At 66.4% G+C, this 22,381-nt stretch carries 21 protein-coding genes; 18 read left to right on the plus strand and 3 right to left on the minus strand.

Going from position 1 to position 22,381, the window contains the following annotated elements:
• Positions 1–42: 42 nt before the first annotated feature.
• From AO057_RS04290 to AO057_RS04310, 5 genes are read left to right on the plus strand one after another with little or no spacing between them, the layout of a single operon-like run.
• The gene (locus AO057_RS04290) at positions 43–582 is read left to right on the plus strand and encodes a decarboxylase (protein ID WP_057674473.1); all 540 of its coding nucleotides are present in this window, start codon (positions 43–45) and stop codon (positions 580–582) included.
• 9 nt (positions 583–591) lie between these two features.
• Positions 592–1,239: a thiamine pyrophosphate-dependent enzyme gene (locus AO057_RS04295; RefSeq protein ID WP_057674474.1), complete on the plus strand. Its 648-nt coding sequence runs from the start codon at positions 592–594 to the stop codon at positions 1,237–1,239.
• On the plus strand, positions 1,239–2,651 hold the full coding sequence (locus tag AO057_RS04300; RefSeq protein ID WP_057674475.1) for an aldehyde dehydrogenase family protein: 1,413 nt from the start codon (positions 1,239–1,241) through the stop codon (positions 2,649–2,651). Before AO057_RS04295 ends, AO057_RS04300 begins: the two co-directional genes overlap by 1 nt.
• 20 nt (positions 2,652–2,671) lie before the next feature.
• Positions 2,672–4,018, plus strand: coding sequence for an MmgE/PrpD family protein (locus AO057_RS04305; protein ID WP_057674476.1), 1,347 nt, complete (start codon positions 2,672–2,674; stop codon positions 4,016–4,018).
• 2 nt (positions 4,019–4,020) lie between these two features.
• Positions 4,021–5,031, plus strand: coding sequence for a D-2-hydroxyacid dehydrogenase (locus tag AO057_RS04310; protein WP_057674477.1), 1,011 nt, complete (start codon positions 4,021–4,023; stop codon positions 5,029–5,031).
• A gap of 13 nt (positions 5,032–5,044) precedes the next feature.
• On the opposite strand, the gene AO057_RS04315 is transcribed toward AO057_RS04310, so the two are convergent.
• Positions 5,045–5,539: an NUDIX hydrolase gene (locus AO057_RS04315; protein WP_057674478.1), complete on the minus strand. Its 495-nt coding sequence runs from the start codon at positions 5,537–5,539 to the stop codon at positions 5,045–5,047.
• 149 nt (positions 5,540–5,688) lie between these two features.
• Between AO057_RS04315 and AO057_RS04320 the strand changes: the two genes are divergently transcribed.
• The 4 genes from AO057_RS04320 (at position 5,689) to AO057_RS04335 (ending at position 11,265) form a co-directional block, all read left to right on the plus strand.
• Complete coding sequence (locus AO057_RS04320) at positions 5,689–7,296, plus strand: Re/Si-specific NAD(P)(+) transhydrogenase subunit alpha (protein WP_057674479.1); 1,608 nt, start codon at positions 5,689–5,691, stop codon at positions 7,294–7,296.
• A gap of 20 nt (positions 7,297–7,316) precedes the next feature.
• Positions 7,317–8,732 carry a Re/Si-specific NAD(P)(+) transhydrogenase subunit beta gene (gene pntB / locus AO057_RS04325; protein WP_057674480.1) on the plus strand — a complete coding sequence of 472 codons (1,416 nt, stop codon included), beginning with the start codon at positions 7,317–7,319 and terminating at the stop codon, positions 8,730–8,732.
• A 105-nt stretch (positions 8,733–8,837) separates the two neighbouring features.
• On the plus strand, positions 8,838–10,514 hold the full coding sequence (locus AO057_RS04330; RefSeq protein WP_057674481.1) for a long-chain-fatty-acid--CoA ligase: 1,677 nt from the start codon (positions 8,838–8,840) through the stop codon (positions 10,512–10,514).
• 13 nt (positions 10,515–10,527) lie between these two features.
• On the plus strand, positions 10,528–11,265 hold the full coding sequence (locus tag AO057_RS04335) for a 5'-methylthioadenosine/adenosylhomocysteine nucleosidase (RefSeq protein ID WP_057674482.1): 738 nt from the start codon (positions 10,528–10,530) through the stop codon (positions 11,263–11,265).
• Between the two features lie 127 nt (positions 11,266–11,392).
• Here the strand turns inward: AO057_RS04335 and corA are convergent, their stop codons facing one another.
• A complete protein-coding gene (gene corA, locus AO057_RS04340) occupies positions 11,393–12,379 on the minus strand; it encodes a magnesium/cobalt transporter CorA (protein WP_057674483.1) in 987 nt (328 codons plus the stop codon).
• Positions 12,380–12,832: 453 nt separating this feature from the next.
• On the opposite strand from corA, the gene hpf reads away from it, so the two are divergent.
• The 3 genes from hpf to hprK all read left to right on the plus strand — a co-directional run bounded on the left by hpf (position 12,833) and on the right by hprK (position 14,767).
• The gene (hpf, locus tag AO057_RS04345; protein ID WP_057674484.1) at positions 12,833–13,165 is read left to right on the plus strand and encodes a ribosome hibernation-promoting factor, HPF/YfiA family; all 333 of its coding nucleotides are present in this window, start codon (positions 12,833–12,835) and stop codon (positions 13,163–13,165) included.
• A gap of 167 nt (positions 13,166–13,332) precedes the next feature.
• Positions 13,333–13,800 carry a PTS sugar transporter subunit IIA gene (locus tag AO057_RS04350; protein ID WP_057674485.1) on the plus strand — a complete coding sequence of 156 codons (468 nt, stop codon included), beginning with the start codon at positions 13,333–13,335 and terminating at the stop codon, positions 13,798–13,800.
• A 19-nt stretch (positions 13,801–13,819) separates the two neighbouring features.
• A complete protein-coding gene (gene hprK / locus AO057_RS04355; RefSeq protein ID WP_057674486.1) occupies positions 13,820–14,767 on the plus strand; it encodes an HPr(Ser) kinase/phosphatase in 948 nt (315 codons plus the stop codon).
• Between the two features lie 121 nt (positions 14,768–14,888).
• Here hprK and fur read toward each other — a convergent pair whose 3' ends face one another.
• On the minus strand, positions 14,889–15,317 hold the full coding sequence (gene fur / locus AO057_RS04360; RefSeq protein ID WP_057674487.1) for a ferric iron uptake transcriptional regulator: 429 nt from the start codon (positions 15,315–15,317) through the stop codon (positions 14,889–14,891).
• 84 nt (positions 15,318–15,401) lie between these two features.
• On the opposite strand from fur, the gene AO057_RS04365 reads away from it, so the two are divergent.
• Genes AO057_RS04365 through AO057_RS04390 form a run of 6 tightly spaced genes read left to right on the plus strand, consistent with a single transcriptional unit; the run spans position 15,402 to position 22,368 of the window.
• Positions 15,402–15,908 (plus strand): outer membrane protein assembly factor BamE, encoded by a 507-nt coding sequence (locus AO057_RS04365; RefSeq protein WP_057674488.1) that lies wholly within the window; start codon positions 15,402–15,404, stop codon positions 15,906–15,908.
• Between the two features lie 13 nt (positions 15,909–15,921).
• On the plus strand, positions 15,922–16,737 hold the full coding sequence (gene dapB, locus AO057_RS04370; RefSeq protein ID WP_057677164.1) for a 4-hydroxy-tetrahydrodipicolinate reductase: 816 nt from the start codon (positions 15,922–15,924) through the stop codon (positions 16,735–16,737).
• Positions 16,738–16,753: 16 nt separating this feature from the next.
• Complete coding sequence (gene leuS / locus AO057_RS04375; RefSeq protein WP_057674489.1) at positions 16,754–19,447, plus strand: leucine--tRNA ligase; 2,694 nt, start codon at positions 16,754–16,756, stop codon at positions 19,445–19,447.
• A 4-nt stretch (positions 19,448–19,451) separates the two neighbouring features.
• On the plus strand, positions 19,452–19,955 hold the full coding sequence (gene lptE / locus AO057_RS04380) for an LPS-assembly lipoprotein LptE (protein WP_057674490.1): 504 nt from the start codon (positions 19,452–19,454) through the stop codon (positions 19,953–19,955).
• Between the two features lie 36 nt (positions 19,956–19,991).
• Positions 19,992–21,071: a DNA polymerase III subunit delta gene (gene holA, locus AO057_RS04385; RefSeq protein WP_057674491.1), complete on the plus strand. Its 1,080-nt coding sequence runs from the start codon at positions 19,992–19,994 to the stop codon at positions 21,069–21,071.
• A 4-nt stretch (positions 21,072–21,075) separates the two neighbouring features.
• Positions 21,076–22,368, plus strand: coding sequence for a glutamate-5-semialdehyde dehydrogenase (locus tag AO057_RS04390; RefSeq protein ID WP_057674492.1), 1,293 nt, complete (start codon positions 21,076–21,078; stop codon positions 22,366–22,368).
• The last annotated feature ends 13 nt before the right edge of the window (positions 22,369–22,381 follow it).

The raw sequence follows: 22,381 nt of genomic DNA on the forward strand, positions 1-22,381 counted from the left end.
GGTGCATCGGCTGTAATCTGAAATAAACAGGAGAGTATTGCCATGGTGCAAGAGACGACCGGCCCGACCGGCGAAACCTGGGACGAGACCCTCGTCCGTGTCTTCAAGGCGAACGAGATCAAGCTCATCACCTATGTGCCCGACAAGGTGCTGGCCCCGCTGATCAAGCGCCTGCATGCCGACGACTACTTCACCGTGGTCTGCCCGGCGCGCGAGGAAGAGGCCGTGGGCATCGTGACCGGTGCCTATATGGGTGGCCTGCGCGGCATCGTGCTGATGCAGACCAGCGGTTTTGCCACCCTGCCCAACGCCCTGGCTTCGCTGACCGTGCCCTACCAGATCCCCCTGCTGATGCTGATCTCGGAGCGCGGCACCCTGGGCGACTTCCAGCTGGGCCAGGTCATCGTCTGCCGCACCATGCGCCCTATCCTGAATTCGCTCAACATCGAGAACTACGCCATCGAGCGCCAGGACGATGTCGAGTTCATCGCCGACCGCATGATCAAACAGGCTTACGCTACCCAGGCGGCGGCTGCCATGATCCTGTCGCCGCTGCTGACCGCGCGCGTGAAGAAGAACTGAGAGGAATACATGCAAGCTCAACTCCTCAACCCCGTGGCCCGCGAAACGGCCAAGGTCATGAACCGCTCCGACCTGACCCGTCGCCTCGTGGCCAAGCTCAAGCACGAAGAGGCCGTGGTCGGTGGTATAGGCCACACCCACTTCGACCTCTGGGCCGCCGGCCAGCGCCCGCAGAACTTCTACATGCTGGGCACCATGGGCCTGGCTGCGCCCATCGCCGTGGGCGTGGCCCTGGCCCAGCCGCAGCGCAAGGTGTTTGCGCTCGAAGGCGACGGCTCGCTGCTGATGCAGCTGGGCACCCTGGGCACCATCGCCAACCTCAAGCTCAAGAACCTGGTCGTGATCGTCTGGGACAACGGTTCCTACCAGATCACCGGCGGCCAGCCCACGCTGACGGCCACCCATGTGGACCTGGTCGCGATCGGCAAGGGCTCGGGCCTGGTGCAGAGCGTCTGGGCCCGTGACGAGGCCCACTTCGAGGCCCTGGTCGAGGCTGCGCTCACGAGCGACGGTCCCCTCTTCATCTGCGCGCGCACCGACAACGCGCCGCCGGCCGGCGTGACCGAGCGCGATGCGGCCAAGATCCGCAACAAGTTCATGGAAGGCCTGAAGGTCAACACCCGCGGCAACCAGCAGACCTACGCCGGAGCCGCATGATGAAACAGCTGCTGATCGGTGGGCAGTGGGTGGCCGGTGTGTCCAGCCAGCCCCTGCGTGACAAGTACGACGGCCAGGTCTATGGCGAGATGGCCGTGGCCTCGCCCGAACAGGTCACGGCCGCCGTGGCCGGCGCCGTGGCGGGTCAGCAGCAGTCCACCCTCACGCCCTACCAGCGCTACAAGATCCTGCTGGCCGCGGCGCGCATCGTCGAGAGCCGCCTGGAGCCGCTGATCGAGCTGATGCGCCACGAGGCCGGTTTCACCCGTGCCGACGGCGACAACGAGGTGCGCCGCTGTGTGCAGACCCTCGAGCTGTGCGCCGAGGAAGCCAAGCGCCTGAACGGCGAGATGGTGCCCATGCAGGCGGCCGATGGCGTGAAGAACCGCGTGGGTTTCACCATGCGCTCGCCGCGCGGGGTGGTGTGCGTGATCACCCCCTTCAATTCGCCGCTTAACGTGCTCATGCATAAGGTGGGTCCGGCCCTGGCTGGCGGCAATGCCGTGGTGATCAAGCCCTCGGAGTTCACGCCGCTCACCGCCGTGGAGCTCTGCAAGATCCTGATCGAGGCCGGCCTGCCGCCCACCCTGTTGGCCCTGGTGCACGGCGACGGCGCCGTGGTCGGCCCGCAGCTGTGCGCCGACCAACGCATTGCCTTCTACGCTTTCACCGGCAGCACCCGCGTGGGCCGCGAGATCCAGCGCGCCGCCGGCCTGCGCCGCACGCAGATGGAGCTGGGCAGCATCGCCAGCACCATCGTCTGCCATGACGCCGACCAGGCCCTGGCCATTCCCAAGATCCTCAACGCGGGTTTTCGCAAGGCCGGCCAGGTCTGCACCTCGGTACAACGTCTGTATGTGGACCGCCGTATTGCAGGTGAATTCGTGCCCAAGCTGGTGGCGGCGGCGCAGAAGATGAAGGCCGGCGACCCGGCCGATGCGGCCACCATCATCGGCCCCATGATCAGCGAACACCATGCCAAGCGCGCGCAGTCCTGGGTGGACGAGGCCGTGGCGGCCGGCGCGCGCCTGCTGACCGGCGGCCAGCGCGTGGGCAATGTGATCCAGCCCACCATCCTGACCGGCGTGAAACCCGAGATGAAGGTGGTCTGCGAGGAGATCTTCGCGCCCGTGATGTCGGTGATCGAGTTCGACGGCATCGATGAAGCCGTGGCGCAGGCCAATGCCCAGCCCTTCGGCCTCTCGGTGGGCCTGTTCACGGCCGACCTGCACACGGCCTTCACGGCCGCCAAGGCCCTGCGTTTTGGCGGCGTGCACGTGAACGAGGCGTCCAGCGCGCGTGTGGACGCCATGCCCTTCGGCGGCGTCAAGGACAGCGGCTTCGGCTGGGAAGGCCCGGCCTATGCGATCCGCGAGATGACCGAAGAACGGCTGATGACCATCAGCTACTGAAGCTGCGATAAGCAAACACCATGATCGTCGACCAACTCGCCGAGTACGCCCAGCGCGAGTCGGCCCGCCCCTTGCCCGCCGAGGTCACGCACCACGCCAAGCGCGCGCTGATCGACTGGTTCTCGGCCCTGTTCCCGGGCATCGCCCTGGCACCGGGCCCGCAGCTCATGCGCACCCATGCGGACGAGCTGGGGCACGGCAAGTCCAGCCTGCCGGGCCAGCGCACCACGGCTTTTGCGGCCACGGCGGCCTGGATCAACGGCAGCATCTCGCACGCGGCCGAGTTCGACGACATCTTCCGTGACGCGGTCTACCACCCCGGCTGCCCCACCATCGGCGCGGCCCTGGCCGTGGCCGAGGAGCGGTCTTGCAGCGGCGCTGAGTTGCTCAAGGCCATCACCATAGGCTACGAGATCTCCACACGCATTGGCGTGGCGGTGCAGCCCTCGCACTACCGCTTTTTCCACACCACCGGCACCATCGGCTGTTTCGGCGGCGCGGCGGCCACGGCGGCCCTGGTGGACGGGACCAACCCGGACGTGATGCGCCATGCGCTGGCGACCGCGGCGACCTTTGCCTCTGGCCTGCAGCAGGCCTTCCGTTCGGACGCCATGACCAAGTGCCTGCACGCGGGCCACGCGGCCTGGGTGGGGGTGACCGCCGGCAAGGGCGCAGCCAATGGCGTGACCGGTGCGCTCGATATTCTCGAAGGCGCCGCAGGTTTCGGCGCCGCGCTCTCGGTCAACCCGAACTGGGCCGAGGCCACGCGGGACCTGGGCACGCGCTACAACATCCAGGTCATCACGCAGAAGAACCATGGCTGCTGCGGCCACACCTTCGCGGCCATCGACGCCATGCTGGACATCCGCCAGCTGCAGACCGTGGACCCGACGCAGATCGCGTCCATCCGCATCGACACCTACCAGACCGCACTGGACGTGACCGGCAACTTCGAGCCGCGCACCGCCTTTGAGGCCAAGTTCAGCCTGCCCTATGTGGTGGCCCATGCCCTGCTCTATGGCGCCGTGCGCCTGAACGCCTTCGAGCCGCAGCGGCTGGCCGACGCCGGCATCCGCGCGCTGATGGCCAAGACGCAACTCGTGGCCGACCCGCAGCTCAGCGCCGGTTTCCCGGCCCTGCGCGCCGCGCGCATCGTGATCACCCTGCGTGATGGCCGCGTGATCGAGCAGTACGCGCCCTGCCGCAAGGGCGACCCGGAGGCGCCGCTGAGCGACGCGGACATCAACGACAAGTTCACCGAGCTGGCCTCACCGGTCATCGGCGCCGGGGCGGCGACCCGGTTGCTGGCGCAGCTCTGGCAGATGGAGCGGCTGCAGGTCGCGGACCTGCGCCTCACCAGTCTCTGAGCATGCCCGCCAGCCTCCTGATCTCCCGGCAGATCGCCGTCGAATACCAGGCGGCCCTGGCGGAGATCCTGGCGGCGGCGCCAGGCCGGCTGGAGTTGCTGCACTTCGAGCCGGACGCTGGCTACACGGCGCAGCAGATCGCCAGCATCGAGGTGGCCTTTTATTCACGCGACATCTGGGAAGGCACGCCGGCCAAGCACCGCAGCCCGCAGGGGCAGGCCTTCTGGTCCCTGGTCGACGCGGCGTCGGGCCTCAAGTGGCTGCAGCTGGTGTCCGCCGGGCTGGACCATGCGGTCTACCAGCCCTCGAAACAACGTGGCATCCGCATCAGCACCGCCGCGGGCACCAACGCCGAGCCGGTGGCCCTGAACGCGCTGACCGGGCTCTTGATGCTTGCGCGCGGCTTCCCGCACTGGCTGCGGGCGCAGCAGCAGCGCGAGTGGGCGCCCATCCGCGACCAGGACCTGGCGCATGACCTGGGCGGTCAGACGGCAGTGATCGTGGGCGTGGGCCACATCGGCACGCGGATTGCCCGCGGCCTGCAGGCCTTGGGGGTGCGCACCATCGGCTTGCGCCGGCAGGCGCAGCGGGCCGAGTTTTTCGACGAGGTGCTGGGCCTGGAGGCCCTTGACGGCCTGCTGCCGCGCTGCGACTGGCTGGTGCTGGCCTGCCCGCTCACCGAGCAGACGCGCCGCCTGGTCGACGCGCGCCGCCTGGCCCTGCTGCCGCGCGGCGCGGGCCTGGTGAACATCGCCCGCGGCGAGATCGTCGACGAAGCCGCGCTGATCGAGGCGCTCACGCGTGGCCATCTGCTGGGCGCCTACCTGGACGTGTTTGCGAAAGAACCGCTGCCGCCCGAGTCCCCGCTGTGGAGCCTGCCCCATGTGCTGATGACACCGCACAGCGCCTCGGCCTCCCTGGGCACCCGCCAGCGCGGCGCCGAACTGTTCCTGCGCAATCTGCGGGCCTATCTGCAGGGCACGCCGCTGGAAAGCGAAGTTCCGCCCAGCTGAGGGCCGCAGCCCGTCAGCGCTGCAGCAACTGCACCGTGGTGTCGGTGTAGACCGACTCCAGCGGATAACGCTGGCCGCGCAGGTGGTCTTCCATGCAGCGCACGAGCAGGGGGCTGCGATGCCGCGCGACACTGGCGCGGATCTCCTCGGGGGTGAGCCAGAGCGTGCGCACGATGCCGGTGTCCAGTTGGCGACCCGGTTCCACCGCGCCCAGCTCGCCGGCAAAGGCAAAACGCAGGTAGGTGATGTCCTCCACGCCGCCGTCCGGCTGCGGGCGCTGGAAGCGCGACAGGTAGATGCCCAGCAGATGCGTGGGTCTGAAGCGGTGGGTGGTTTCCTCCAGCGCCTCGCGCGCGCAGCCTTCGGCGGGGGACTCGCCCGGGTCCAGGTGACCCGCCGGGTTGTTGAGTTTCAGGCCTTCGGGGGTCTCTTCCTCGACCAGCAGAAAACGGCCTTCTCGCTCGATGATGGCGGCCACGGTGACACTCGGTTTCCAGCGCATATTCATATGCGTGCATTATGAATCGGGCCTCAAATCGTTATACCGCTTATTCCTGGGCGGAATGGATTTCTCAGTTAAGCTTTCGTGATGTGCGGACAGCGCCCTGGGGTGGGGCCTGCTTGACCGTCATGTCTATCATGTTCAGGAGTTGATTTATGCAAGCTGGCACAGCTAAACCGGCGCAGCGCATCGGCGTGCCGCGGGAGATTTTCCCGGGCGAAAAGCGCGTGGCGACGGTGCCCGAGGTGGTGGAAAAGCTCATCAAGCTCGGTTTCACGGTGGCCGTCGAATCCGGCGCCGGTGACGCCGCCAATTTCAGCGATGACACCTATCGCGCGGCCGGCGCTGAAGTCATCAACGGCGCCGCGGCGCTGTGGGCGGCTGCTGACATCGTGTTCAAGGTGCGCGCACCGAGCAAGGACGAAGTGGCGCTTTTGCGCGAGGGCAGCGCCCTCATCGGCTTCATCTGGCCGGCTCAGAACCCGGAACTGATGCAGCAACTGGCCGCCAAAAAAGTGACGGTGCTGGCCATCGACGCGCTGCCGCGCACGCTGAGCCGCGCCCAGAAGATGGACGCCCTGACCTCCATGGCCGGCGTCAGCGGCTACCGTGCCGTCATCGAGGCGGCCAACGCCTTCGGCCGCTTCTTCAACGGCCAGATCACGGCCGCGGGCAAGGTGCCGCCGGCCAAGGTCTTCATCGCCGGCGCCGGCGTGGCCGGCCTCGCGGCCATCGGCACCGCCGCCAGCCTGGGTGCCATCGTGCGCGCCAATGACACCCGTGCCGAAGTGGCCGACCAGGTCGTGTCCCTGGGCGGCGAGTTCGTCAAGGTCGATTACGAAGAAGAGGGCTCGGGCGGCGGCGGTTACGCCAAGGTCATGAGCGAAGGCTTCCAGCAGGCGCAGCGCGAGATGTACGCCAAGCAGGCACGCGAAGTCGACATCATCATCACCACCGCCCTGATCCCGGGCAAGCCGGCGCCCAAGCTCATCACCGCCGAGATGGTGAAGTCCATGAAACCGGGCAGCGTGATCGTCGACATGGCGGGCGAGCAGGGCGGCAACTGCGAACTGACCGAACCCGGCCAGGCCGTGGTGAAACACGGTGTGACCATCGTCGGCTACACGGACCTGGCCTCGCGCCTGGCCAAGCAGTCGTCGACCCTGTACGCGACCAACCTGTTCCGCGTTGCCGAGGAACTGTGCAAGGCCAAGGACGGTGTGGCCAACGTCAACATGGAAGACGACGCCATCCGCGGCCTGACGGTCGTCAAGGACGGCAACATCACCTGGCCGGCCCCGCCGCTCAAGCAGGCAGCAGCGCCCGCGCCGAAGCCGGCCGCTGCACCGGTGGCCGAGAAGAAGGGTGGCCACGGCCACGGCAGCAGCGCCCCGCTGCCGGCCAAGACGCTGGCCATCATCTTCGCCGTGGCGGCGCTGGCCTTCTGGTTCATCGGTGCCTACGCGCCGGCAGCCTTCCTGGGCCACTTCACGGTCTTCGTGCTGGCCTGTTTCATCGGCTACATGGTGGTCTGGAACGTGACCCCGGCGCTGCACACGCCGCTGATGAGCGTGACCAACGCCATCTCCAGCATCATTGCCATCGGCGCGCTGGTGCAGATCCTGCCGCCGGAGGCCGGCACGGGCGGTCGCCCTGACGCGCTGATCCGCTGGCTGGCCTTTGCCGGCATCGTGCTGACGGCCGTCAACATGTTCGGTGGCTTTTCGGTCACCCGCCGCATGCTTGCCATGTTCCGCAAATAAAAAAGAGAAGAAAGACGACCATGTCCCAAAGTCTCGCTACGGTGGCCTACCTCGGTGCCGCCATCCTCTTCATCCTGAGCCTGGGTGGCCTGTCCAACCCTGAAACCTCGCGCCGCGGCAACCTGTTCGGCATGGTCGGCATGGCCCTGGCCGTGCTGGCCACGGTGTTCGGTCCGCGTGTCAGCGCAGCCGGCATCCCCTGGATCATCGCTGCGCTGGTGCTCGGCGGCAGCATCGGTCTCTACGCCGCCCGCGTGGTGAAGATGACGCAGATGCCCGAGCTGGTGGCGCTGATGCACAGCCTGGTGGGCCTGGCGGCCTGTCTGGTCGGTTTTGCCAGCTACGTCGACACCTCGATCCAGCTCGCCGGCGCCGAAAAGGTCATCCACGAAGTGGAGATCTACATCGGCATCCTGATCGGTGCGGTCACCTTCTCCGGTTCGCTGATCGCCTTCGGCAAGCTCAACGGCAAGATCGGTGGCAAGCCGCTGCTGCTGCCCGCCCGCCACTGGCTGAACCTGGCCGGCCTGCTGATCGTGATCTGGTTCGGACGCGAATTCATCCAGGCCAAGACGGTGGCCGAAGGCATGACGCCGCTGATCGTGATGACGGTCATCGCCCTGCTGTTCGGCATCCACATGGTGATGGCCATCGGCGGCGCCGACATGCCGGTGGTGGTGTCCATGCTCAACAGCTACTCGGGCTGGGCCGCTGCGGCCACCGGCTTCATGCTGTCCAACGACCTGCTGATCGTCACCGGCGCGCTGGTGGGCTCCAGCGGTGCCATCCTGTCCTACATCATGTGCAACGCGATGAACCGCAATTTCATCAGCGTGATCGCGGGGGGCTTCGGCTCCGGTGGCGGCTCCACCCCGGCCAAGTCGGGTGAGGCGGCCCAGCCGCAAGGTGAAGTCGTGCCCGTGAACGCGGCCGACACCGCCGAACTGTTGCGCGATGCCAAGAGCGTGATCATCGTGCCGGGTTACGGCATGGCGGTGGCCCAGGCCCAGCACACGGTGTACGAGATCACCAGGACCCTGCGTGAAAAAGGCGTCAAGGTGCGTTTTGCCATCCACCCGGTGGCCGGCCGCATGCCGGGCCACATGAACGTGCTGCTGGCCGAGGCCAAGGTGCCTTACGACATCGTGATGGAGATGGACGAGATCAACGAGGACTTCCCGGGCACCGACGTCGCCATGGTCATCGGCGCCAACGACATCGTCAACCCGGCCGCGCAGGACGACCCGGCCAGCCCCATCGCCGGCATGCCGGTGCTGGAGGTGTGGAAGGCCAAGACCTCCATCGTCATGAAGCGTTCCATGGCCTCGGGTTATGCCGGCGTGGACAACCCGCTGTTCTACAAAGAGAACAACCGCATGCTGTTCGGCGATGCCAAGAAGATGCTTGACGAGGTCCTGGGCGCACTCAAGGCCTGACGAGGCATAATTTCCTGCCCGTCCAAAAAAGCACGACCGTGCCGGGTGATACCCGGCACGGTTTTTTTTCGCCGCAACGCCACAAAATTATTAGGAGATCCGACCATGACCGACCGACTCTGGCTCAAGAGCTACCCTGAAGGGGTGCCGGCCGATCTGCCGCCCTCGCCCTACCCCTCGCTGGTGGCCTTGATGGAAGAAAGCTTCCGCCAGTACGCCGACCGCCCGGCCTACAGCTTCATGGGCAAGGAGATGAGCTTCGGCGAGACCGACCGCCTCAGTCGTGCCTTCGCCGCCTACCTGCAGGGCCTGGGCCTGGCGCAGGGCGACCGCGTGGCCATCATGATGCCCAATGTGCCGCAGTACCCGGTGGTGGTGGCGGCCATCCTGCGCGCCGGTTACGTGGTGGTCAACGTCAACCCGCTGTACACGGCGCGCGAACTGGAGCACCAGCTCAAGGATTCGGGTTCCAAGGCCATCGTCATCATCGAGAACTTCGCCCACACGCTGGAGAAGTGCATCGCCGCCACGCCGGTCAAGCACGTGGTGCTGTGCGCCATGGGCGACCGCCTGGGCCTGCTCAAGGGCGCGCTGGTCAATTTCGTGGTGCGCAAGGTCAAGAAGATGGTGCCCGCCTTCAACCTGCCCGGCGCCGTGCGTTTCAACGATGCCATCGCCAAGGGTGAGCGCGGCACGCTGCGCCAGCCCGCGATCAAGCCTGACGACGTGGCCGTGCTGCAGTACACCGGCGGCACCACTGGCGTCTCCAAGGGCGCGGTGCTGCTGCATCGCAACGTCATTGCCAACGTGCTGCAGTCTCAACTCTGGAACGAGCCGGCCATGAAGAAGATCCCGGCCGGCCAGCAGTCCACGGGTATCTGCGCCCTGCCGCTGTACCACATCTTCGCCTTCACGGTGGGCATGATGCTGTCCATGCGCATGGGCGCCAAGCTCATCCTGATCCCCAACCCGCGCGACCTGCCTGCCGTGCTCAAGGAGCTGTCCAAGCACGTCTTCCACAGCTTCCCGGCGGTCAACACCCTGTTCAATGGCCTGGCCAACCACCCCGACTTCAACAAGGTGGACTGGAGCAACCTGAAGGTCTCGGTCGGCGGCGGCATGGCTGTGCAGGGTGCGGTGGCGCAGAAGTGGTTCGAGAAGACCGGCTGCCCGATCTGCGAGGGCTACGGCCTGTCGGAGACCAGCCCCTCGGCCAGCTGCAACCCGGTGACGGCGACCGAATACACCGGCACCATCGGCGTGCCGATCCCCGGTACCTGGATGAAGATCATCGACGACGACGGCCGCGACGTGCCCCAGGGCCAGCCCGGCGAGATCGCCATCAAGGGTCCCCAGGTCATGGCCGGCTACTGGCAGCGCCCGGACGAGACCGCCAAGGTCATGACACCGGATGGCTGGTTCAAGAGCGGTGACGTGGGCATCATGGATGAGCGCGGTTTCTTCCGCATCGTCGACCGCAAGAAGGACATGATCCTGGTCAGCGGTTTCAACGTCTACCCCAACGAGGTTGAGGACGTGGTGGCCAAGCTCGACGGCGTACTGGAGTGCGCCTGTGTGGGCGTGGCCGATGCCCAGACCGGTGAGGCCGTCAAGCTCGTGATCGTGAAGAAGGACCCGGCCCTCACCGAGGAGAAGGTGCGCGCCTGGTGCCGCGAGAACATGACCGGCTACAAGCAGCCCAAGGTGATCGAGTTCCGCACCGACCTGCCCAAGACCCCGGTCGGCAAGATCCTGCGCCGCGAATTGCGAGACGCAAAGTAAAGACTGATCGCTCATGACCACGGCCATCCTGAGTGCGCTGGCCGAGGAGCAGCAGGGGCTGATCGATCTGTTGCGTGAACCCCGGCGCGTGACGCGCGCCGGGCGCGAATTCTGGTTGGGTGAGTTGCACGGCACGCCCGTCGTGCTCGCCTTTTCGCGCATCGGCAAGGTGGCGGCGGCCACCACGACCACCACCCTGATCGAGGCCTTCGGCGCGCAGCGCCTGGTTTTCACCGGTGTGGCCGGCGGCATCGGCCCCGGCGTCCAGGTGGGTGACGTGGTGGTGGCCAGCGAGTTCGTGCAGCACGACATGGATGCCTCGCCGCTGTTCCCACGCTACCAGATCCCCCTCTACGACCGCGAGCGTTTTGCCTGCGACATCGCCCTGGGCGACGCGCTGCTGGCAGCAAGCCGTGCCGGCCTGGAAAGCCTGGCCTTGCCAGCCACGGTCCACCACGGCCTGATCGCCAGCGGCGACCGTTTCGTTTCGGCCGCCGAGGAGGCGCGGGCCCTGCACGCCGCACTCAGCGCAGCCGGTCACCCGCCCCTGGCCGTGGAGATGGAAGGCGCCGCCGTGGCCCAGGTCTGCCACGACTACGGCATCCCCTTCGCCGCCGTGCGCACCATCTCCGACCGCGCCGACGACACGGCGCACGTGGACTTCCCGAAGTTCGTCACCGAAGTCGCCAGCCGCTACGCTCTCGCGATCATCGACGAGTTTGTGCGTGGCTTGAACGTGCCAAAGCGATAGCGAAGGGCGCCACGCGAGAAGGGATTGATACGGGGAACGCCGTGGAACCGGCTTTGCCGGGCCACTGGCGTTGTCCCCCTCAGGGGGAGAGGGCCGCTACACGCAGTGAGCGGTCAACAGGGGGAGATCACTTCAACCAGCCCCGCTTGCGGAAGTACCACATCGGCACCAGTGCGCTGGCCAGCATCAGCACCAGCGCGAAGGGGTAGCCCCAGGTCTGCGCCAATTCCGGCATGTACTGGAAGTTCATGCCGTAGATGCTGGCGATCAGCGTGGGCGGCAGCAGGGCGACGCTGGCCACCGAGAAGATCTTGATGATCTTGTTCTGGTTGATGTTGATGAAACCGACGGTCGCATCCATCAGGAAGTTGATCTTGTCGAAGAGGAAGGCGGTGTGCGAGTCCAGCGAGTCGATGTCGCGCAGGATCTGGCGCGCCTCCTCGAACTGCTCGGAATTCAGCATCTTGCTGCGCATCATGAAGCTGACCGCGCGGCGCGTGTCCATGACGTTGCGCCGGATGCGGCCGTTCAGGTCTTCCTGGCGGGCGATGGCGCCCAGCACCTCACCGGCCAAGGCGTCGGTCACGTCGCCAGCGAGCACCAGCTTGCCGGCTTTTTCCAGCTCGTCGTAGATGCCTTCGAGCGTGTCGGCCGAGTACTCGGCGTCGGCGTCGAAGAGCTTGAGCAGCACCTCCTTGGCGTCCTCGATCAGGCCGGGGGCGCGGCGTGCGCGCATGCGCAGCAGGCGGAACACCGGCACGTCCTCGTCGTGGATGGAGAACAGAACGCCCTTGCTCTTGAGGCTGGCGTTCACGAGGTTGAGGATGAAGGCCACGCGCACGGTGCGCGGCTCGGCGTCGTCGGCGATCAGGAAGTCGCTGCGAATGTGCAGTTCGCCGTTGTCTTCCTCATAGAAGCGGGCGGATTCCTCGATGTCCTCGTCCATCGCGTCTTCCGGGATGGACAGGCCGTAGTACTGCTTGACCCAGCGCTTCTCTTCGAGTGTGGGCGATTCGAGGTCAACCCAGATGGGCTGGAACTTGGAAAGCTCCTCCAGCGACTCGATCTCTTCCTGGAAGAGCCGGCCGTTGGCGAGCGTGAAGATGTTGAGCATGGCTCACTCCCTCTTGGTTGGGGCATCGGGCGGGTGGGGGGTGGGGCGTGGCTTCCAACCCCCGATGCCGGGAGTCGAAAGCTACCGACTAGGGCAGGTTTCCAAGGAGCGATCTCCGGAGTGACGACAGGCGCAATTATGGCACTGTGCCGGCTTGCAGAAGGGGGGATTTGCAGGTCTGCAGGGCCTGGGCCCGGGCTCGCGGAGGGTGCGAGGAGTTGCTGCAATCCAGGCATTCTGCACCGGTGTGTGCAGGCTGGCAAGCCCCCGCGCGACAGGCGGAATTCAAGGGGCGAAGTCCGCAAAAAACTTGTGCGGCATCAAGGAAAAGGGATTGCATTTCGAGCGGGCCGGGCGCATAGTGAATTTGCCTGCAGCAGCGAAGTCCGAAGTGTCGTCGGGCTTCGCAGGTGCGGGCGGCAGTTCAAATCCGAGAGCAACAGGAGGCTACTCATGAACCTGACGATCAGCGGTCATCACCTCGAAGTCACCCCGGCCTTGCGCAGTTATGTCACGACCAAGCTTGATCGAATCACCCGGCACTTTGACCAGGTTGTCGATGTCAAGGTGCTACTCACCGTTGAAAAACAGAAGGAAAAGGAACGACGGCAACGCGCCGAATGCAATATCCACGTCAAGGGCAACGACCTGTTTGCGGAAAGCTCCCACGAGGACCTGTACGCTGCCGTGGATGAACTGGTCGACAAGCTCGACCGCCAGGTGGTGCGCCACAAGGACCGCCTCCAGGACCATCATCACGACGCTGCCAAGCGCCTGATGCAATAGCCGGACGGCCACAGGGACAGGGCTGCGCGCCCGTCCCGCCCAAAGCAGCCGCGGGCCCTCCGCGGCTTTTTTGTCGCCGGACCATCCCAAGCCCCTCGGGGGCGACCCACGTCAGCGGGGGAGCGTTGGAGGACGTTTTGTGTGCATAATCTGCCCACTCGAACATCATGAATCGTCTTGCGTCCATCCTGCCGACCGCACAAGTGCTTGTGCATGTCGATGCCACGAGCAAAAAACGCGCGTTCGAGGAAGTGGGCCTGCTGTTCGAGAACCTGCATGGCCTCAACCGCGCCCTGGTGACCGACAGCCTGTTTGCGCGGGAGCGCCTGGGCTCCACCGGTCTGGGTCACGGCGTGGCCATTCCGCACGGACGCATCAAGGGCCTGAAGGCGCCGATGGCTGCCGTGCTGCAGCTGGCCCAGCCCATTGGCTTCGACGCGCCGGACGAGTTGCCGGTCAGCCTGTTGATCTTCCTGCTGGTGCCCGAGGCGGCCACCCAGAAACACCTGGAAATCCTGTCCGAGATCGCCGAGCTGCTGAGCGACACCGCGCTGCGCGCCAAGCTCAACAGCAGCGCCACCTCCACCGAATTGCACGCGCTGATCGCCAGCTGGCGCTCGGCCCAGCCGGCCTGAGCCCGGCCGTCCGCCCGACATGAGACCCACCGTCGTCAGCGCCGAGGTCCTGTTCGAGGAGTTCCGTGCCAAGCTCAAGTGGGAGTGGGTCGCCGGCCTGGGGGCTTCCGAGCGCCGTTTCGACGAGGTGGCCGTGCGCGCCGCCCGCTCGGGTGCCGACCTGGTGGGCTACCTGAATTACATCCATCCTTATCGCGTGCAGGTGCTGGGCGAGCGCGAGATCGCCTATCTGACCAGCGCCACGCCGGAAGACTGCGAGCGCCGGATCTCGCGCATCACCACGCTGGAGCCCCCGGTGCTGGTGCTGGCCGACGCGCAGAAGGTGCCACCGGCCCTGCAGGCCATGTGCGAGGGCGCCAACATTCCCATGTTCGCCTCGCCGGAGTCCTCGGCTTACGTGATCGACGTGTTGCGCAGCTACCTCTCGCGCCACTTTGCCGACCGGGCCTCCATGCACGGCGTGCTGATGGACATCCTGGGCCTGGGCGTGCTGATCACCGGCGAATCCGGCCTGGGCAAGAGCGAGCTGGGGCTGGAGCTGATCTCGCGCGGCCACGGCCTGGTGGCCGACGACGCCGTGGACCTCTACCGCGTGAACCAGGACACCATCGAAGGCCGCTGCCCCGAGCTGCTGCGCAACCTGCTCGAAGTGCGCGGCATCGGCCTGCTCGACATCAAGGCCATCTTCGGTGAGACCGCCGTGCGGCGCAAGATGCGCCTCAAGCTCATCGTGCACCTGGTGCGGCGCGAGACCCTGGAGCGCGACTACGAGCGCATCCCCTACGAGCCGCTCACGCAGGACGTGCTGGGCATCCCGGTGCGTAAGGCGGTGATCCAGGTGGTGGCCGGTCGCAACCTGGCCGTGCTGGTGGAGGCGGCCGTGCGCAACACCATCCTGCAGCTGCGCGGCATCGACACCTACCAGGAATTCGTGGAGCGCCACCGCAAGGCGATGGGCGAGAGCTGAGGCCGACGCCCCGGTTCAGTGGCTGCCGCCGCTGCGCCCGCCGTTGCCGCCGGGCCGTCCCAAGGCGACGACGGCCCCCGCGGGGGGCAGCGGCTACACGCAGTGAGCAAGCGTGGGGGCGCTATTTAGTGCGGTTCGGGCACTTGTCCTTGGTGCAGTGGGCGTAGAGGCTGAGCGCGTGCTCGGCCAGTTCGAAGCCGCGTGTCCTGGCCACGGCGTTCTGCCGGCTCTCGATCTCGGCATCGAAAAATTCCTCGACCTTGCCGCAGTCCAGGCAGACCAGGTGGTCGTGGTGCTGGCCTTCGTTGAGTTCGAAGATGGCCTTGCCGCCTTCGAAGTTGCTGCGCGTCAGGATGCCGGCTTGCTCGAACTGGGTCAGCACGCGGTAGACCGTGGCCAGGCCCACGTCCGAGCGATCCTCCAGCAGTACGCGAAACACGTCCTCCGCGCTCATGTGGCGCTGGGCGCCTTTCTGGAAGATTTCCAGCACCTTCAGGCGGGGCAGCGTGGCTTTCAGGCCGGTGCTCTTGAGTTCGTCGATGGTGTTCATGGGCGTATTTCCAGAGGGGACCGGACCGGGCGGCAGCAGGTCCAGCCGCTACAATGGGCCGATCATATCGCTAGCGCCAGTTTCATGTTCATTTTCCATCGCGCCCTCGGCCGTCTGGGGCTGGCCCTGCTCTTGGGCGCAGCCCTCTCGGCCTGCAGTTTCCTGCAGCCCTACCGTGTTCCGGTGGTGCAGGGCAATGTTGTCACGCGCGAGCAGGTAGGGGCCTTGCGTCCGGGCATGAGTCGCATCCAGGTGCGCGACATCCTCGGCACGCCGCTGCTGGCCAGCGTCTTCCACGCCAACCGCTGGGACTACGTCTTCACCCTCCGGCGCCAGGGCGCCGAGCCGCAGGCCCGCCGTGTCACCGTCTATTTCAAGGGTGAAACGCTCGAGCGCTTCGAGGCCGATGCCCTGCCCAGCGAGACCGAGTTCGTCTCCACCCTGGGCAACCAGGAGCCGCCCAAGGTGCCGGTGCTCGAAGCCACGCCCGAAAAGCTGCAGGAATTCCCGGCCCCGGTCCCGGCGCCTGAAGCCAAGCCCCTGCCGCCCCTGCCCGCCAGCTATCCTCCGCTGGAGCCGGCCACCCGCTGAGATGGACCACGCCATGACCGCACACACGCCCCACCCGATCGCCATCGCCGGCGCTTCCGGCCGCATGGGCCGCATGCTCATCGAGGCCGTGCATGCGGCCGAGGACTGCCGGCTGGCCGGGGCCCTGGACGTGGCGGCCAGCCCCGCCATTGGCAGCGATGCCACCGCCTTCCTGGGTCACGCAAGCAGCGTGCACATCACGGCCGATCTGAAGGCCGGTCTGCAGAATGCCCGCACCCTGATCGACTTCACGCGCCCCGAGGGCACGATGGCCCATCTCAAGGTCTGCCGCGAGCTGGGCGTGGCCATGGTGATCGGCACCACTGGCTTCAGCGAGGCGCAGAAGGCGGAGATCGCCGCTGCCGCCAAGGACATCGCCATCATGCTGTCGCCGAACATGAGCGTGGGCGTCAACGTCACGCTCAAGCTGCTGGAGATGGCGGCCAAGGCTCTGTCCACGGGCTACGACATTGAGATCATCGAGGCGCATCACCGCCACAAGGTCGATGCGCCCTCGGGCACGGCCATCAAGATGGGCGAGGTGATCGCCGGTGCGCTGGGCCGCGACCTCAAGGACTGTGCCGTCTACGAGCGTTACGGCCACACCGGCGAGCGCGATCCGTCCAGCATCGGTTTTGCCACCATCCGCGGTGGTGACATCGTGGGCGACCACACCGTGCTCTTCGCCGGCATCGGCGAGCGCATCGAGGTCACACACAAATCCGCCAGCCGCGTGACCTACGCCCAGGGCAGCCTGCGCGCCGTGCGCTACCTGGCCGGACGCCAGAGCGGCCTGTACGACATGTTCGACGTGCTCGGGCTCAAGTGAACTGAATCTGTCAGCCATGCAAGACAAATACCAACACCTCGAGGTCGAGAAGGCCGCCCACAGCCACTGGGTGGCACGTGATGCCTACCGCGTGACGGAAGACGCCGGCAAGAAGAAGTTCTACGCCTGCTCCATGCTGCCCTACCCCAGCGGCAAGCTGCACATGGGCCACGTGCGCAACTACACCATCAACGACATGCTCACGCGCTACCTGCGCATGAACGGCTACAACGTCCTGATGCCCATGGGCTGGGACGCCTTCGGCCTGCCGGCCGAGAACGCGGCACTCAAGAACGGCGTGCCGCCGGCCAAGTGGACCTACGAGAACATCGCCTACATGAAGGGGCAGATGCAGGCCATGGGCCTGGCCATCGACTGGAGCCGCGAGGTCGCCACCTGCGACCCCACGTACTACAAGTGGAACCAGTGGCTCTTCCTCAAGATGCTGGAGAAGGGCATCGCCTACCGCAAGACCCAGGTCGTGAACTGGGACCCGGTGGACCAGACCGTGCTGGCCAATGAGCAGGTCATCGACGGCCGCGGCTGGCGCACCGGTGCCCTGGTCGAGAAGCGCGAGATCCCCGGTTATTACCTGAAGATCACCGACTACGCGCAGGAGCTGCTGGACCACGTGCAGATCGGCAACGACAAGGCCACGCTCAAGGGCTGGCCCGAGCGCGTGCGCCTGATGCAGGAGAACTGGATCGGCCGCAGCGAGGGCGTGCGCTTTGCGTTCACCCACAACATCCAGGGTGAGGACGGCCAGCCCATCGGTGATGGCCGCATGTACGTCTTCACCACGCGTGCCGACACCATCATGGGTGTGACCTTCTGCGCCGTGGCGCCCGAGCATCCGCTGGCCCAGCACGCGGCGAAGAGCAACCCGAAGCTGGCAGCCTTTATTGAAGACTGCAAGAAGGGCGGCACCACCGAGGCCGAACTGGCCTTGCGGGACAAGGAGGGCATGCCCACGGGCCTCTTCGTCAAGCATCCGCTGATCGACGAGCAGGTCGAGGTCTGGGTCGGCAACTACGTGCTCATGAGCTATGGCGACGGCGCCGTCATGGGTGTGCCGGCGCACGACGAGCGCGACTTCGCCTTTGCGCTGAAGTACCAGCTGCCGATCCGCCAGGTGGTGCACGTCGACGGCGAGCATTACGACTACCACCATTGGCACGAGTGGTACGCCGACAAGGCCAAGGGTGTGACCATCAACTCCGACACCTTCAGCGGCCTGGCCTACGCCGAAGCGGTGAACGCGGTGGCGCATGCCTTGCAGGTGCGCGGCCTGGGCGAGAAGAAGACCACCTGGCGCCTGCGCGACTGGGGCGTTTCGCGCCAGCGCTACTGGGGCACGCCGATTCCCATCATCCACTGCGAGGAACATGGCGCGGTGCCGGTGCCCGAGAAGGACCTGCCCGTGGTGTTGCCGCAGGATTGCATCCCCGACGGTTCGGGCAACCCGCTGCACAAGCACGAAGATTTCCACGCCGGCGTGGTCTGCCCGGTGTGTGGCAAGCCCGCGCGGCGCGAAACCGACACCATGGACACCTTCGTGGATTCGTCCTGGTACTACATGCGCTACTGCGATCCGGCCAACCCGGACAAGATGGTGGCGGATGGCGCGCAGTACTGGATGCCGATGGACCAGTACATCGGCGGCATCGAGCATGCCATCCTGCACCTGCTGTATGCGCGCTTCTGGACCAAGGTCATGCGCGACCTGGGGCTGGTGAAAGTGGATGAGCCCTTCACCAAGCTGCTGACGCAGGGCATGGTGCTCAACCACATCTACTCGCGCCGCACCGACAAGGGCGGCAAGGAGTACTACTGGCCGCATGACGTGGAGCATGTGCTCGATGCCGGCGGCAAGATCACGGGCGCCAGGCTGAACAAGGCGGTGGGTGGCCTGCCCTCGGGTACGGCCATCGACTACGAGGGCGTGGGCACCATGTCCAAGTCCAAGAACAACGGCGTCGACCCTCAGGACCTGATCGAGAAGTACGGCGCCGACACGGCGCGCCTGTACACCATGTTCACCGCGCCGCCCGAGGCCACGCTGGAGTGGAACGACGCAGCCGTGGAAGGCAGCTACCGCTTCCTGCGCCGCGTCTGGAACTTCGGCGTCAAGCTGAGCGGACTGGATCACACCACCGCGCTGGCCAGCGTGGCCGGCGTGAAGAAGCTCAAGGACGTGAGCTTCGGCAAGGAAGCCAAGGCCCTGCGCCTGGAAATCCACAGCGTGCTCAAGCAGGTCGACTACGACTACCAGCGCATGCAGTACAACACCGTGGTCTCCGGTGCCATGAAGCTGCTCAATGCCCTCGAGGACTTCAAGGCCGCCGGCACACCCGGCGCCGAGGTGGCGCTGATCGAAGGTTTCGGCATTCTCTTGCGCTGCATCTACCCGGCCACGCCGCACATCACGCACGCGCTGTGGAGCGAACTGGGCTACGCCGGCGTGTTGGGTGAACTGCTGGACGCACCCTGGCCCCAGGTGGACGAGTCCGCCTTGCAGCAGGACGAGATCGAGCTCATGCTGCAGATCAACGGCAAGCTGCGCGGCGCCATCCTGGTGCCGGCTGGTGCCTCCAAGGAAGCCATCGAGGCCATCGCCGTGGCCAGCGAGCCGGTACAGACCCAGGCCGAGGGCGGGGCAATCAAACGCGTCATCGTGGTGCCGGGCCGCCTGGTCAACGTGGTGGTCTGAGGCCATGAATCGGCGCCTCCCGGCCTGGCTCTTGTTTGCACTGCTGCTGGCGCTGGCCGGCTGTGGTTTCGGCCTGCGCCAGCCGGTCAACTTTGCCTTCTCTTCGCTCTACAGCGGCGTGCCGCCGACTTCGCCGCTGGGTGTGGAACTCAAGCGCCAGTTGCAGTCCAGTGGCCAGTTGCAGTACATCACCGAGGCCTCACGCCAGCAGGAGGCGCAGGCGGTGCTCGACATCCTCACCGAGCAGCGCGTGAAGTCCGTGGTCGGCGTCAGCGCCACCGGCCAGGTGCGCGAATTCCAGTTGCGCCTCATCATCAAGTTCCGCCTGCGTACGCCGCAGGGCAAGGAGCTCATCCCCGAGACCGAACTGGTGCAGCAACGTGCGCTCAGCTACGACGAAGTCTTTGCCCTGGCCAAGGAGGCCGAGGAGGCGCTCCTCTACCGCAATATGCAAAGCGACATGGTGCAGCAGATCCTGCGTCGCCTCGCGGCGGTGAAAGAGATCTAGGCCCCAGCGCCGGCACCACGACCGCCGCCAACTCCCATGCAAGTCGCCGCCGCCCAGATCTCCGCCCAGCTGCAGCGCGGGCTCAAGAGCCTGTACACCGTGCATGGCGACGAGCCGCTGTTGCAGCAGGAAGCGGCCGACACCATCCGCGCCGTCGCGCGTGCCCAGGGCTATACCGAGCGCACCGTGCACACGGTGGCCGGCGCGCATTTCGACTGGAGCGAGGTGCTGGCCGCCGGCGGAAGCCTGAGCCTGTTCGCCGACAAGCAGATCGTCGAGATCCGCATCCCCTCGGGCAAGCCCGGCAAGGACGGCAGCGTGGCGCTGCAGCAGCTGGCCGAGGCCGCCCAGGGCAACGACAGCACGCTCACGCTGGTGCTGTTGCCGCGCCTGGACAAGGCCACCAAGACCGGCGCCTGGTTCGCCGCCCTGGAGAGCTTTGGCGTGACGGTGCAGGTCGAGCCGGTCGAGCGCCGGGCCTTGCCGCAATGGATCGCGCAGCGCCTGGGCGCCCAGGGCCAGCGCGTGACGGGTGGCGAGGAAGGGCAGCGCACCCTGCAGTTCTTTGCCGACCGGGTCGAGGGCAATCTGCTGGCCGCGCACCAGGAAATCCAGAAGCTCGCCCTGCTTTACCCGCAAGGCGAGCTGAGCTTCGAGCAGGTCGAGGGCGCGGTGCTCAACGTGGCGCGTTATGACGTCTTCAAGCTGTCCGAAGCCGTGCTGGCCGGCCAGGCGGCACGCGTGCAGCGCATGCTCGATGGCCTGAAGGCCGAGGGCGAGGCCGAGGTGCTGGTGCACTACGCCCTGAGCGAGGACATCCGCGCCCTCAAGCGCGTCAAGGATGCCATCTCCGCCGGCCGTCCCCTGCCCATGGCGCTGCGCGAGCAACGCATCTGGGGCCTGAAGGAGCGCCTGTACGAGCGCGTGCTGCCCCTGCTGACGGCCACCGAGCTGTCCCATCTGCTGCAGGCGGCACACCAGGTCGACGGCATCGTCAAAGGACTGAAGGTGCCCGGGTGGCCGACGGACGGCTGGCAGGCCCTGCAGCGCCTGGCCCTGCAGCTGTGCGGGCACTGTGCGTCGCCAGCCGCAAAAACCGCCGCCGTGAGAAAATGAGCCCATGAACGCGCCCGACGCCACTGCCCGCATCACTGAGACCACCCAGACCCTGGGCCGGCAGGCGCGCGTCGCCGCTGCCGGGATGGCCAAGGCCGGCACCGCGCAGAAGAACGCCGCCCTGCGCCGCCTGGCCGAACTGCTGCGCGCCAATACCGCTGCGCTGGCGCAGGACAATGAAAAAGATCTGGTCCGTGCCAAAGCGGCTGGCCTGGCCGAACCCATGGTGGACCGCCTGCGCCTGACACCGAAGGTCATCGAGACCGTGGCGCTGGGCTGCGAGCAGCTCGCGGCCATGGGCGACATCATTGGCGAGATCATCGGCATGAAACAACAGCCCAGCGGCATCCGCGTGGGGCAGATGCGCGTGCCCATCGGCGTCTTCGGCATGATCTTCGAGAGCCGGCCCAACGTCACCATCGAGGCGGCCAGCCTGAGCATCAAGAGCGGCAATGCCTGCATCCTGCGCGGCGGCTCCGAGGCCATCGAGTCCAACAAGGCACTGGCGAAGCTGGTGCAGCAGGCGCTGGTCGAGTCCGGTTTGCCGGCCGAGGCCGTGCAGCTGGTGCAGACCACAGACCGCGAGGTGGTGGGCCAGCTCATCACCATGCCCGAGTACGTGGACGTGATCATCCCGCGCGGTGGCAAGTCGCTGATCGAGCGCATCAGCCGCGAGGCCAAGGTGCCCGTCATCAAGCACCTGGACGGCAACTGCCACACCTATGTCGACGATCCCTGCGACCTCGACATGGCCGTCAAGGTGGCCGACAACGCCAAGACCCACAAGTACAGCCCCTGCAACGCCACCGAGAGCCTGCTGGTGGCGCGCGGCGTGGCCACGGACTTTCTGCCGCGCATCGGTGCCGTGTTCGCAGCCAAGGGCGTGGAGATGCGCTGCGACCCCGAGGCCTGGGCCATCCTGGAAGGTATTCCCGGCGCCAACCTGAAAGAGGCGAACGAGCAGGACTGGTACGAGGAATACCTGGCGCCCATCATCGCCGTCAAGGTGGTGGCGGGGCTGGACGAGGCGATTACCCACATCAACCAGTACGGCAGCCATCACACCGACGCCATCATCACGCGCGACCACATGCACGCCCAGGCCTTCCTGCGCGAGGTGGATTCGGGCAGCGTGATGGTCAACGCCAGCACGCGTTTTGCCGACGGCTTCGAATACGGCCTGGGCGCCGAGATCGGCATCAGTACCGACAAGTTCCACGCCCGCGGCCCGGTGGGCCTCGAAGGGCTGACCTCGCTCAAGTACGTGGTGCTGGGCGAAGGCGAAGTGAGGTCCTGAACGGCCGCATGGC

The sequence above is a fragment of the Curvibacter sp. PAE-UM genome (genome assembly GCF_001432305.1).
In the GTDB taxonomy this organism is placed as follows: domain Bacteria; phylum Pseudomonadota; class Gammaproteobacteria; order Burkholderiales; family Burkholderiaceae_C; genus Hylemonella.

Coding starts and splice junctions, on each gene's coding strand:
- AO057_RS04290 (WP_057674473.1), top strand. CDS start 43: ATGGTGCAAGAGACGACCGGCCCGACCGGCGAAACCTGGGACGAGACC.
- AO057_RS04295 (WP_057674474.1), top strand. CDS start 592: ATGCAAGCTCAACTCCTCAACCCCGTGGCCCGCGAAACGGCCAAGGTC.
- AO057_RS04300 (WP_057674475.1), top strand. CDS start 1,239: ATGAAACAGCTGCTGATCGGTGGGCAGTGGGTGGCCGGTGTGTCCAGC.
- AO057_RS04305 (WP_057674476.1), top strand. CDS start 2,672: ATGATCGTCGACCAACTCGCCGAGTACGCCCAGCGCGAGTCGGCCCGC.
- AO057_RS04310 (WP_057674477.1), top strand. CDS start 4,021: ATGCCCGCCAGCCTCCTGATCTCCCGGCAGATCGCCGTCGAATACCAG.
- AO057_RS04315 (WP_057674478.1), bottom strand. CDS start 5,539: ATGAATATGCGCTGGAAACCGAGTGTCACCGTGGCCGCCATCATCGAG.
- AO057_RS04320 (WP_057674479.1), top strand. CDS start 5,689: ATGCAAGCTGGCACAGCTAAACCGGCGCAGCGCATCGGCGTGCCGCGG.
- pntB (WP_057674480.1), top strand. CDS start 7,317: ATGTCCCAAAGTCTCGCTACGGTGGCCTACCTCGGTGCCGCCATCCTC.
- AO057_RS04330 (WP_057674481.1), top strand. CDS start 8,838: ATGACCGACCGACTCTGGCTCAAGAGCTACCCTGAAGGGGTGCCGGCC.
- AO057_RS04335 (WP_057674482.1), top strand. CDS start 10,528: ATGACCACGGCCATCCTGAGTGCGCTGGCCGAGGAGCAGCAGGGGCTG.
- corA (WP_057674483.1), bottom strand. CDS start 12,379: ATGCTCAACATCTTCACGCTCGCCAACGGCCGGCTCTTCCAGGAAGAG.
- hpf (WP_057674484.1), top strand. CDS start 12,833: ATGAACCTGACGATCAGCGGTCATCACCTCGAAGTCACCCCGGCCTTG.
- AO057_RS04350 (WP_057674485.1), top strand. CDS start 13,333: ATGAATCGTCTTGCGTCCATCCTGCCGACCGCACAAGTGCTTGTGCAT.
- hprK (WP_057674486.1), top strand. CDS start 13,820: ATGAGACCCACCGTCGTCAGCGCCGAGGTCCTGTTCGAGGAGTTCCGT.
- fur (WP_057674487.1), bottom strand. CDS start 15,317: ATGAACACCATCGACGAACTCAAGAGCACCGGCCTGAAAGCCACGCTG.
- AO057_RS04365 (WP_057674488.1), top strand. CDS start 15,402: ATGTTCATTTTCCATCGCGCCCTCGGCCGTCTGGGGCTGGCCCTGCTC.
- dapB (WP_057677164.1), top strand. CDS start 15,922: ATGACCGCACACACGCCCCACCCGATCGCCATCGCCGGCGCTTCCGGC.
- leuS (WP_057674489.1), top strand. CDS start 16,754: ATGCAAGACAAATACCAACACCTCGAGGTCGAGAAGGCCGCCCACAGC.
- lptE (WP_057674490.1), top strand. CDS start 19,452: ATGAATCGGCGCCTCCCGGCCTGGCTCTTGTTTGCACTGCTGCTGGCG.
- holA (WP_057674491.1), top strand. CDS start 19,992: ATGCAAGTCGCCGCCGCCCAGATCTCCGCCCAGCTGCAGCGCGGGCTC.
- AO057_RS04390 (WP_057674492.1), top strand. CDS start 21,076: ATGAACGCGCCCGACGCCACTGCCCGCATCACTGAGACCACCCAGACC.